Source organism: Larkinella sp. C7 (assembly GCF_006149005.1).
Taxonomy (GTDB): domain Bacteria; phylum Bacteroidota; class Bacteroidia; order Cytophagales; family Spirosomataceae; genus Larkinella.
In genome coordinates, this window is sequence record NZ_VBSL01000005.1 from 342,444 (window position 1) to 354,652 (window position 12,209).

Annotated in this window: 7 protein-coding genes; 5 read left to right on the plus strand and 2 right to left on the minus strand. The window is 53.4% G+C overall.

Annotated elements, in window-relative coordinates:
• Positions 1 to 5 precede the first annotated feature (5 nt).
• Complete coding sequence (locus FH871_RS15040; protein WP_138992241.1) at positions 6 to 1,259, minus strand: MFS transporter; 1,254 nt, start codon at positions 1,257 to 1,259, stop codon at positions 6 to 8.
• Positions 1,260 to 1,358: 99 nt separating this feature from the next.
• Positions 1,359 to 3,941, minus strand: a complete 2,583-nt coding sequence (locus FH871_RS15045; protein WP_138992242.1) for a family 20 glycosylhydrolase — start codon at positions 3,939 to 3,941, stop codon at positions 1,359 to 1,361.
• A gap of 88 nt (positions 3,942 to 4,029) precedes the next feature.
• On the opposite strand from FH871_RS15045, the gene FH871_RS15050 reads away from it, so the two are divergent.
• The 5 genes from FH871_RS15050 to FH871_RS15070 are packed head-to-tail and all read left to right on the plus strand — an operon-like array spanning position 4,030 to position 12,112.
• Complete coding sequence (locus FH871_RS15050) at positions 4,030 to 5,169, plus strand: acyltransferase family protein (protein ID WP_138992243.1); 1,140 nt, start codon at positions 4,030 to 4,032, stop codon at positions 5,167 to 5,169.
• An 11-nt stretch (positions 5,170 to 5,180) separates the two neighbouring features.
• Complete coding sequence (locus tag FH871_RS15055; protein ID WP_138992244.1) at positions 5,181 to 6,140, plus strand: metallophosphoesterase; 960 nt, start codon at positions 5,181 to 5,183, stop codon at positions 6,138 to 6,140.
• Positions 6,141 to 6,142: 2 nt separating this feature from the next.
• The gene (locus FH871_RS15060) at positions 6,143 to 8,020 is read left to right on the plus strand and encodes a hypothetical protein (protein ID WP_138992245.1); all 1,878 of its coding nucleotides are present in this window, start codon (positions 6,143 to 6,145) and stop codon (positions 8,018 to 8,020) included.
• Between the two features lie 50 nt (positions 8,021 to 8,070).
• Complete coding sequence (locus FH871_RS15065) at positions 8,071 to 10,500, plus strand: hypothetical protein (RefSeq protein WP_229317308.1); 2,430 nt, start codon at positions 8,071 to 8,073, stop codon at positions 10,498 to 10,500.
• Between the two features lie 52 nt (positions 10,501 to 10,552).
• Positions 10,553 to 12,112: a calcineurin-like phosphoesterase family protein gene (locus tag FH871_RS15070; RefSeq protein ID WP_138992246.1), complete on the plus strand. Its 1,560-nt coding sequence runs from the start codon at positions 10,553 to 10,555 to the stop codon at positions 12,110 to 12,112.
• Positions 12,113 to 12,209: the final 97 nt, after the last annotated feature.

A 12,209-nucleotide genomic window follows, 5' to 3' on the forward strand; every position in this document is an offset into this window, starting at 1 on the left:
CCTTTTTACTCAAATAATTCCCGAAAACTCTTCACCGTTGCATTATTCACCAACGGCCGCGCCCAGATGCCGATGCTGAAAATATAGCCCAGTGTCAGCAACAGAAACAACATCGCCAGCCGCAGGCCCATCAACTCGCCCAGACCGCCTATGATCAGCGGCACGACGGCTCCGCCCGCAATACCCGTACACAGTATTCCCGAGAACGTCCCGTGGTGGTGCGGCACCGAATTAAGCGCCAGTGACACCGTGATCGACCACATGACGGACGCGAAAAACCCGGTAAGTGGAAAAGCGTAAATCGCCAGTTCCCTGGTGCCAAACAAACCCGCCAGCAGGGAAAGAATGGCCCCGGCGGCAAACAGCATCAACACCCGGCGGCTGTCGAAAATCTTGAGCAACAACAAGCCGAGCAGGCATCCGACCGTTAGCAAACCCCAGAAATACGCGATCACGGAAGCTCCCGTGGTGGCCGGATCGACGCCGTGGTAGGTTTGGAGAAATTGGGAGGTCCAGTTGGCAATGCCCTGTTCCGTACCAACATAGGCGAAAATTCCGCAGAAAAACAGCCACACGGTTTTGTTGCCGAGCAGGTCTTTAAACGCTTTGCCGGTATCGATTTTTTCATCTTCTTTCAGTTCTACTTCGGGAAACCGGACGAAGTAAATGACGACCACCATCAGCAAGGCCGTCAGGGCAAAAACCCAATACAGCGACACCCACCGCAGATTCGCTGGCACCAGTTGATTCAGGAGGGCAATGACCGACGAAGATTCTGTACCGGAATGCACATGGCTTACTAAATAACTGTATAACAGCGGACTCAGAAACGATGCCGCGCCAAAAAATAGCTGCGCCAGCACGGAGTTGAACGCAAACTGCGCTTCGCCACCCGCCACCCGCAGCAACGGATTGATCACCACCTGCAACATCGCCATGCCGAGACCAATCAGAAATAGGGAGAACAGGGCAATGGAAAAACCGGGCATCAGCGCGAAGAGCAGGGCACCCGCAAAAGCCAGAAAAAAAGCCCCCAGCAACACCGGTTTTTCCCGGTATTTTTCGACCAGCAGGCCCGACGGAATCGACATCACCCCGTAGGCCACGAAGAACGCAAACGGCAGAAAACCGGCCAGACCAATGCTCAACTCAAAACTTTTGATGATGTCCGGGATCAGCGGCCCCAGGATATTGGTCAGAAACGAAATAACGAAAAAGATCAGCAGAATCAGAATGACAATCAGGGAGTTGTGCTTCATGGCCTGGGCGGTTTGGATGGGAACGCCGATTGAACGGATGTAACGAACGGATCAAAAAACGGATTTTAATGTTAATCGGAGAAAATCCGTCCCATCCGTTTAATCCGTTTTCCCAACAGTCACAACAACCGTCCGGCTCGACCGGCCAGCCGCATCGAAACTCTTCAGTTTTATGGACCCCGAAACCGCCACCGGTGCCGTATACAAAGTCGATTGCGCCGTTGGCTCGGAGCCGTCGGTCGTGTAGCGAATCGCCAGACCCGGATATTCACTATTCGCTTTCAGTGTTCCGTTTTCCAGAATAGCTCCCGGCATCGGAATCCGGTAATTGTACCCGCCATTCAGAACTGCCAGACGCGGCAAGTCCTTTTGTCCCAAGGTGTTGGCAAATACATTCCAGCCCGACTGGATGGCTTTTTCACGGGCATCCCGGTTTTCGATGGTTTCCCACGGACGCTCGGCGGCCCAGGCACTTTCCACAAATCCGAGCAGTTTCGGTAGCGTGTAGTACTCGAGCATGTCACGCCCTTTCACGGTTTCGCTCCAGAGCTGCGCTTCGAGGCCGATGACATTTTTACGGGCTTCCGGTTTCATCTTCTCCAAACCGGTGAATACCAGCGGTTTTCCCATGGAGGTTTTGTAGGTGGTTTTGAACATGTCGAACGGCGCAAAAGCCCAGTTGGCCCGGGTGTCGACAAAACCGCCCCAATACAGGCCCGGTTCCTGCGGATCGTTGTTGTAGGCCAGGTCGAAATAGAAGTTGGTCACGTTGCACAACACCACCGGATAGCCCGCATTCGCCAGCCGGTTGCCCAGATCCAGATCATAAATATTGTTCCAGATGTATGGCACCACTTTGCGACCCACGAACTCTGGATTCGGAATGTATTTTCCATCCGCCGACTTGTTCAGGGCCACTTCTTCCCAGCCGTGAATTTCCAGGTTCCGCTTTTCGAGCCGTTTCAGCAATCGGCCAAAAAAGTACGTTTGCAGGTTTTTCGGGTCTTTGATCGCCGGATTTTCCTTCAGCAACTGAGCCGCCAGCGGTGATTTGGTCCAGGCTCCCTCGGCCACTTCATCGCCCCCGGCATGGAACACATCCAGTTTCAAACCGGCTTCCGCGTACATTTTGGTGATCTCGTCCACCACTTTTTCGTAGAAGTGATACGTCGATTCCTTCGCCACGCTAACCACGTTATCGGTGTAAGCCTGCGCCGATAAATACACGGATTTGTCAGCCGGATCGATCAGACGGTATTCGTTCGCTTCGGCTTCCTTGCCTTCTTTCATCAAGCGTTCATACCGCGCTTCCATCGCCTTAATGGCCGCCCGCGCGTGTCCGGGAAAATTCAGTTCCGGGATCACCTTGATGTGTCGTTCGTTGGCGTATTTCAGGATTTCGATGAAATCGGCTTTCGTATAAAAACCGCTGCCGTATTTCCCCTCTTCATACGCTTTCGGCCCCGATCCGTACGACGGATGCAGCACGGAAGTTTCCTTCCCGGTCGTGTGTTCGCGCTGGGCGCCCACTTTTGTCAACTCCGGCAAACCGTCGATTTCCAGCCGCCAGCCTTCGTCTTCGGTCGTATAAAACAGAAAATGGTTGACTTTGTAGGTCGCCAGCAGGTCGAGGATGCGCAGAATGGTTTCCTTGGTCTGGAAATTCCGGCTCACATCCACGTGTAAACTCCGGAAGTGAAACCGGGGGGCATCCTCCACCTGAACGTAATTCAGGGCCACCGCAGCCGCTGGTTTCAGGTAGGTAGCCGTTGGAATCAAAGCCAGCAGGCTCTGTGTGCCGTAGAACACACCGGCAGCATCGCTTCCGGTGATGGCAATTCCGTTGCCGTCGATACTTAGTTTATACGCTTCTTTGGCAATCCCGTTCACCGAAACCGGCCCGGTTTTGAGCACAATGCCTTTTTCGGATGGCGCGGTATTCTTGATCGTAAAATCGGTGCCGGTCAGCACTTTCAATTTCTGACTCAGCAACTTCGCTTCATTTTCCAGACCGGCCCCGTAATAAATGGAAAGTTTATTATCGAGACTAAATGTTCCGGTACCCGCTGTGATTTTAACCGGCGAGGGAATGATTTTCTGCAATTGGGACGCATCGATCAGGCTGAGTGCCAGGTTGTCCTGATACCGTTTGGCCGCCGTTTGAAGCGGCATCAAATCGTTTTTCCCGCGCAACTGCTGCTCTTTTTTGGCAAAAGGCACCACGGTATATTCTGTCACCTGAACGATGTTTTCTTCCTTGCCGTCCTGGTCGTAGAAAACGAAATACAGCCCGAGCGGAGAATCCGTATTTTTAATGATTGCTTCCGTTCCGGCATACCGGACTTCGGTCGAATCGCCGGCTGCCAGTGCAAATCCGGTATTCGGGGTCATCTTGTACCAATCGCCGTTAATATGCTGAACGGTAGCCGGTTGCGGTGTTTTTGATGCCAGGATGGGCCGGGGCGACATGTTAAAAAATAGGGCCCAGTTTTTGTCCGTAAGGGCCGATTCGCCGTGATTTTTCAGAATAAACCGGGCTTCAAAACCGCCTTCGACATCGGTAAAATTGCTCACCAATTCCCAGGAAACGGCAATTTTCCCCGCTTCTTTTTCGGATGATTTGCATCCGTTCAGCAGGAGTAATACGGCGAAAAAAGCCGTGAGGCAAAAAAAGTTACGCATGGAAGGGGTAGTTAAGTAGCCTTAATAATACGGAATAGCGTATTAAAAATACCACTGGCTTTCAAAGACTTTTTCAACTTCCGTTTCGATGACCTCTCCAACGAACCAGTTGCCCCAGCCTGCCCATTCCCTGGAATCATCACCCAACCGGTTGATCTCGCTCGATGCCCTGCGCGGTTTTACGATTGCGGCCATGATTCTGGTGAATTTTCCGGGCGATGGCGACCAGGTTTACTTCCAGTTGCAGCATACCAAATGGAACGGTTTGTCGTTCACCGACCTGATTGCACCGGTTTTCCTGTTCATCATCGGCGTTTCCATTACACTGGCATATGCAAAACGGCTGGAACGGGGCGACCCCAAAGGAGAAATGTACCAGAAAATTGTGGTTCGTTCGCTGAAGATTTTCGCCGTTGGGATGTTCCTCAACCTGCTACCAACGTTCAACTTCTCAGACATCCGCTGGACCGGTACACTGCAGCGAATTGCCTTTGTCTTTCTAATTTGTTCTGTTCTTTTCCTGAATACCAACTGGAAACAGCAGGCCTGGATTGGTGCCATTACCCTTGTTGTTTATTGGCTCGCTCTGACGCAAATCCCCACACCCGGCATTGGAAAAGTCATGCTGGAACCGGGGGTAAACCTCGTGGCCTGGTTCGACAATCAGTTTCTGCCGGGCCGCATGTGGCAGGGCACCTGGGACCCCGAAAGCATTCTGAGCACCTTCCCTTCGGCGGTTTCCGGAATTACCGGTATGCTGGCGGGCCGCCTGATGATCAGCTCATTAACTCGAAATGAAAAAGTTAATTACCTGATGACGGCCGGTTTATTCACAGCCGCACTCGGTTTTCTCTGGAACCTGACGTTCCCTTCCAACGAAAACCTCTGGACGAGTTCGTTCGTCTTGATCACTTCCGGGTTTGCCGCCTTGTTGCTCGGTGCGGTCTATTTTCTGGTGGATATTCTGGGGAATACGAAGGGCACAAAACCCGGTATAATTTTTGGTGCCAACGCCATCACGGTTTTTGTGCTGGCGGATGTTCTTTCCATCCTTTTCTACTACCTGAAGGTTGGCGGTCGCTCCTTGAACGAACACGGCGTGACGGCCTTAACGGGTCTGGGATTCGATCCGCGACTGGCGAGTATGCTCTATGCTCTGTTCTTTGTTTGTGTCAATTTCATACCGGCGTACGTCCTCTACCGGAAAAAGATCTTTATCAAACTTTGAAAGTATTCGACATGAAACGTTTTCTGGCTATCTTGTCAATTCTTTGTCTGATTACCTTCCTTTCATATGCGCAAAAGAAAGGCGTTAAAAAGGTAAAAATCGGGATGTTCTCCGATGTGCACATTCCCACCATGCACGACGGAGAAGCCCGGCTGACGGCCTTTATGGACAGCATGAAAACCGCCAAACCCGACTTCATCATCGAACTCGGCGATTTTGGGATTCCCGCCGAAAAGTACGCTCCGGCTTTTGCGATTTGGGATGCTTATCCCGGCCCCAAATACCACCTCATTGGCAACCATGAAATGGACGGCGGCACCTCACTCGCGCAGGCCCTGGCCTACCGAAAAATGACGTCTTCGTATTATGCCTTTGATCAACAGGGCTTTCGTTTCATCGTACTGGATGGCAACGACAAAAAATCACCGGAACTGAAAGGCTATCAGGAGCACATCGGAATCGTTCAACTGGCCTGGCTGAAAGAAGAGCTGGAGAAGGCCACCTCCCCCATCGTCATCTTCTCCCACCAGGGACTTGGGCTCGACGGGGTCGATAATGCCGCCGAAATCCGGGGGATGCTGGAAGCGCACAATGCCAAAACGAAGAAGGCGAAAATCATCGCCAATTTCTACGGTCACATTCACTATGACCGGGCCGAGGAAGTGAACGGCATCTGGTACATCTGCATCAACTCGATGTCTTATAAATGGCTGGGCGAAGAATACGGTCACATGCGGTACAGCGACGCAATCGATAAGCAGTTCAAGTGGATCAAATACACGGCGCCTTACAAAGATCCGCTCTATACCGTCGTCGAAATTTCGACCGATGGCCTAATCAACATCGCGGGTAAAAAATCGGAGTGGGTTGGTCCGTCGCCCTGGGATGTGGGCTTTCCCGACAAAAACAAGGCGTATGACCGACCCGAAATCCGGGCCAGAAAGCTGCGCTTTTCGCCCGTGAAACTGTAAAAATGAAAACCTTCCTGAACCCTTATTTTTTTGTACTACCCATCTTATTGGGCAGCTTACAGGCTTATTCACAAACCGGTAGCTCTGCCGAACCGGTGCGATACATTGGTGGCGAAACCGTCGATCCGAGTGTCCACGAGGGGCGTCTCCGGTATGCCATTGGCGTGGAAAGCCGCCAGACGTTGCGCGTCAATCGCACCCATCCCGAACTGGCCGACCAGCACGGCTGGACCTATAACCACGCTTCCAATCTGTGTTACTGGAACAATACCTTTTACCAGCAATACCTGAGCAATCCGGTCGATGAGCACATTGCGCCCGGCCAAACGCTGGTGATCACCTCCAAAGACGGGCGGCAATGGGGTAAACCGGAGGTGGTTTTTCCACCTTACGTGCCGCCAACCGGCGTTACCATTCCCGACAGTTCCAACGGGTACATGATGCACCAGCGCATGGGATTTTACGTCGCTCCCAACGGTCGGCTGCTCGTACTGGCGTTCTACGGCCACACGGAAGATCCCTTCGGGCAGGGCGGCATCGGGCGGGTGGTTCGGGAAGCTTACAAAGACGGCACCTACGGCCCCATCTACTTCATCCGCTACAGCAGTCACCCGACCCTCAACGGCATCCGGTGGAACGAAACCAACACCAGTTATCCCTTCTATAAAAAAGCCACGGATAGCGGTTTTCTGGACGCCTGCAACGCGCTGTTAGCCGACAAACTCATGACGTTTCAATGGTGGGATGAAGACCGGGGACTCGACGGTTTTTACGGCGGCAAAAAAGCCCGGGAAGCCCTGTCGTATTACCACCGGAAAGACGGCAAAGTGGTGGCCTTGTGGAAACGATCGCACAGCGCTCTGTCGTCCGACAATGGCCTTACCTTTTCCGATCCGGTCAAGGTGCCGACGCTCATCATGGCGGGTGGCAAACAGTGGGGACAACGCACGGACGATGGCCGGTATGCCATTTGTTACAACCCCATCGAGATGGATGAACACCGGTTTCCGCTGGCCCTGATCACCGGCGATGACGGCATCCTGTTTGATAACCTGCTGATTGTTCAGGGCGAAGTGCCGCCCCGCCGTTTTTTCGGTCGCTGGAAAGACTTTGGCCCCTGCTACGTGCGCGGCATTGAAGAAGGCAACGGCAACCCGCCGGGCAACGACCTGTGGCTGACCTACAGCATGAACAAGGAAGACATCTGGATCAGCCGGGTTCCGACACCGGTGCGGTATGCAGTAAGCGGTCCGGTTGCGGATCATTTCGATGGTTTATCACTCAACGCTGGTGTTCCCGACTGGAATATTTACGCGCCGAAATGGGCTCCGGTTTCGGTGGTCAACACGCCGGGTTCAACCGGCAAATGCCTGGAATTAGCCGACAAAGATCCTTACGATTACGCCCGGGCGATCCGGGTTTTTGAAGAAGGAAACCGCATTGAAACGAAGCTGAGAATCCGGGCTTCTCAAAATACAACCGGCACGCTGGAAATCGACTTCACCGACCGCTACGGAAACCGCCCTGTCCGGCTGCGATTCGATGAAACAGGGAGTATAATAGCCACGGACGGCAGCACCGAAAAACGCCTGCAAGCGTACAAAGCGGGGCAATGGTATGACCTCACCTTCCGCGTAAATGCCAGCCTGAACGGAAGTTATGACCTCGCAATCGATGGCAAAACCGTGTTGGAAAAAGCAGCTTTGGCCGAAGCCGTCAAGTCCATAGAACGACTCTCGATCCGGACGGGGCCCTACCGTGATTTACCCAACCGGAAAACACCCAACGAGGAGCCGGGGCCTCCCCTGCCGGGTGCCGACGACCCCGTGACCCCAGCCGTGTATTACCTGGACGATGTACTGATTAAATCCATCAAATAAAGCAAAGCCAGCCCTACAATGCTTATTTCCTAACCCTTTGAATGAATCACATGCGTACTTGGATCTTATTATTTTCTCTACTGATCACGGTTTCCGGCCTGCTATCCATTCCGGCGAAAGCAAACCCCATCGACCTTTCCAAAGCGCAGATCTACTGTCCGGTAAAAGATACCAAAGTGCTGCTCCGAAGCCTGGAAGTCCTGCAACAGGAAGTGGGAAAAAGGAGTCAAACTCAGTGGTCCATCGCAAAGAAAATCCCCAAACCTGGACAAGCTGCCGTTTTTTTAACCACCGAAAAAGAGCTGGCCGCACTTCCGGAACCGCTTCGTTCGGCGGCAAACAGGATGCCCGCTACCCGAAGCGAGGGTTTTAAATTGGTGATTGAGGAAAACACGAATACGGTTTTGATTGTGGGACACGATGCGCGGGGATTGCTGTATGGTGTGGGGCGGCTGTTGCGCAAACTGGACATGCGGCCCGGCAAAATCACGATCTCCGGTGAAGCGTCGATTGCGACCAGTCCGACGTATCCGATTCGGGGGCATCAACTCGGGTATCGTCCGAAAACAAATGCCTACGATGCCTTTTCGGTGGCCCAATTCGATCAGTACATCCGGGATCTGGCGTTGTTTGGAGCCAACAGCATCGAAATTCTGCCCCCGCGAACGGACGACGATTTTACGAGTCGGCACATGAAATTGCCAGCCATTAAAATGATCGCCGAACAGTCCCGGATTTGCCGGGAATACGGTCTGGACGTCTGGATGTGGTACCCGAATCTGGGCAAAGATTACGTCCATCCCGACTCCATTCAGAAGGAACTGAACGAACGGCATGAAATTTTCGCCACCGTTCCGAAGCTTGATGCGGTGTTTGTGCCGGGCGGTGATCCCGGCGATCTCGAACCGGACGTGCTGTTTGCCTGGCTCGAAAAAGAAGCGGCCGTATTGACTAAGTACCACAAGAAAGCCAAAATCTGGGTTTCTCCGCAGGTGTTCCGGCCTACCCAAGCCTGGTTCGACGCTTTTTTCAAGCACGTCAACAAAGACTATCCCTGGTTCGGCGGGGTGGTTTTTGGGCCGTGGGTGAAGATGACCGTGCAGGAAATCCGAAAGGTGGTAAAACCGTCGATTCCGATCCGGCATTACCCCGACATCACCCACAACTACAGTTCGCAATACCCGGTGCCACACTGGGATCTGGCGTGGTCGATGACCAGTGGCCGCGAAAGCATCAACCCGCGACCGCACGACGAAAAGGCCATTCACAATGCGCTCGACGAATTTGGCGCGGGCAGCATCAGCTACTCGGAAGGCACCAACGACGACGTCAATAAGTTTGTCTGGAGCGATCAGGACTGGAACCCCGAAACGCCGGTGATCGAAACCCTGCGTGATTACGCCCGTCTGTTTATTGGTCCGGATTTTACCGAAACTGTCACGCAGGGGCTGCTTTCGCTGGAACAAAACTGGCGCGGCAATTTGCTCACCAACCAGGCCGTTTACCAGACACTGATGCAGTGGCAGGCGTTGGAAAAACAGGCGCCACTTAACGTCCTGCAGAACCCCCGGTTTCAGATGGGCCAGATTCGGGCCTACTACGATGCTTACACGAAACGACGGCTTTTGTACGAAACGGAACTGGAACAACAGGCGCGGGATGCCCTGGCTCATGCTGAAACCAGCGGTTCTTTACCCGCCATCAAGCGGGCAAACGAGATTCTGGAAAAAGCCTGGAAAAACCGCCTTCTACCGGAATACCGGACAAAATGCTTTGCCCTGGCCGACTCCCTTTTCAAGTCGATCGGTGCCCAGTTGACGATGGAAAAACACGGCGCGATGTCGGGGCGCGGGAATTTTATGGACAACATCGACATTCCGCTCAACGACTCCCCCTGGCTGCTGGATCAGATGGCGAAAATTGAGAAACTGTCCGACGAGAAAGCAAGACTCCTGAAAATCAAGGAAATCCTTCACCGAACCGATCCCGGCCCCGGCGGTTTTTACGACCATTTGGGGGCACCGGAAAGCTGGCACCGGGTGGTCTCAGGCCTGAGCTGGGAAGCCGACCCCGGCAGTTTGAAATCACCCCGGATTGGGTTCGGCGTGGGATTGGTTGGTGTCGAATGGGTGGATGAAATCAAGGCGACGGGTTTTAAAGGACAAATTACACCCCGGGTCTGGATGAAACAAGCCAAGACGTTGTATGACCAGCCGCTGAAAATCGCTTATGACGAACTCGATCCGACGGCTTCTTACCGAATGCGGATTGCCTACACCGGCCGGTTTCGCTCCCGCATGAAACTGACGACGGACGACGGATCGGTGATCCACGACTTTATTCAAACCGGCGAGCAACCGATCTACGAATTTGACCTGCCGCAAGCGGCTTTGTCAGACGGAAAAGTAACGTTTATCTGGACCTGTGGTGAAGGTGAGCGCGGTTCACAGGTGACGGAAATCTGGCTCATCCGGAAGTGATGACACAAAACCTGTTAGCGGTTTTTGACAGCCCATTAATTACCTTAATGCGATGAACTCTATCCTGACGGTTTCCGCCCTTTTGCTACTGCTGACGCCATTTGTCAACGCCCAAACCACCGCCACCGGAACGGTGTACAACGACCTCAACAAAAACCGCATCCGCGACAAAAACGAACCCGGACTGGCCAACGTCTGCGTATCGAATGGTCGGGAAGTAACGACAACCGACAAGTCTGGCAACTGGCGCCTTCCGGCGGGTGACGATACCGGTTTTTTCGTCATCAAACCCGCCGGTTTTGGCGTTCCGGTCAACGGCGACCAGATTCCGCAGCATGCTTACCTGCACAAACCCAAGGGTTCGCCGACCACCCGGACGGAAGGCGTTGCACCCACCGGGCCCTTGCCGGAATCCATCGATTTTCCGCTCTGGCCGCAGAAAGAGGAAAAGCAGTTTTCGGCCCTGTTGTTCGGTGATCCGCAGGCCCGGGGCATGACCGAAGTGAACTACGTCCTGCACGATGTGGTGGAAGAGTGCATCGGAACGTCGGCTAAATTTGGCCTTTCCCTCGGTGATATCGTCGCCGATGATCCGAATCTGTTTGCCCCGATCAACGCCGGTATTGCCCACATTGGCATCCCCTGGTATACGACCTTCGGCAACCACGATTTTAACCGGGGTGCCACCGACGACCGGTTTAGTGACGAAACGTTCGAGCGGTTTTATGGCCCGAGTTCATATGCCTTCGAGTACAGTCAGGTGGCGTTTATCGTGCTGAAAAATATTTATTTCAACCCGGACGGAAAGTACAAAGCGCACTTTGTCGAATCGCAGTTCGATTTTGTCCGCAATTACCTTTCCCATGTACCGGAAAACAAGCTGGTCGTACTGGTGATGCACGCGCCAATTGTGATTTGCGACAACCGGAAGGAGTTATTCAAGATCATCGAAAACCGCCCCCATCTCTTTTCCATTTCCGGCCATACGCACACGATGGCGCACCTTTTCGTGGACGAGAAATGGGGTTGGACGGGCGCCAAACCGCACCACCATTTCATCAACGCAACGGTTTGCGGAAGCTGGTGGGCGGGAGTAAAAGACGAAACGGGAATCCCACACGCGACCATGAACGACGGCGCACCCAACGGCTATTCCCTGCTGAACTTTGACGGCAATCAGTATGCCATCCGTTTCAAAGCCGCCCGCCGACCGGCTGATTACCAGATGAATATCTACCTGCCGGATGAGCAAGCCCAAACCGCCTGGGACACGACCCACCTTGTCGTCAACGTGTTTGCCGGTTCGGCCCGCTCAAAGGTGGAGATGCAACTTGCCGGGCAAACCAACTGGATTCCGCTCACATTTACCCCCTCGCGCGACCCTGCCGTTGCAGCCATGCATCAGTTAGACCCTTACCTCGACGCCACCGTTGACGGTACCAAAGTCGAAAAGATTTTGGGCTGGAAAATGGACGAGCCGGAGCTATCCAATCACATCTGGCGGGGCGCTATGCCGAAAAACCTGCTGCCGGGAACCCACCGAATCACGGTCCGAACGACCGATCAGTTTGGGCAAACCTACGTAGCCCACCGGATTTTCAGGGTAAAATAAAGCAAATAGAATGGAGAACCGCGACGGCGGACCGTTGAGAATAAGGAGTCGATTGTTAAGCTCTTTCTTCTCACCGCTCATTTCTATGCTCTTACCT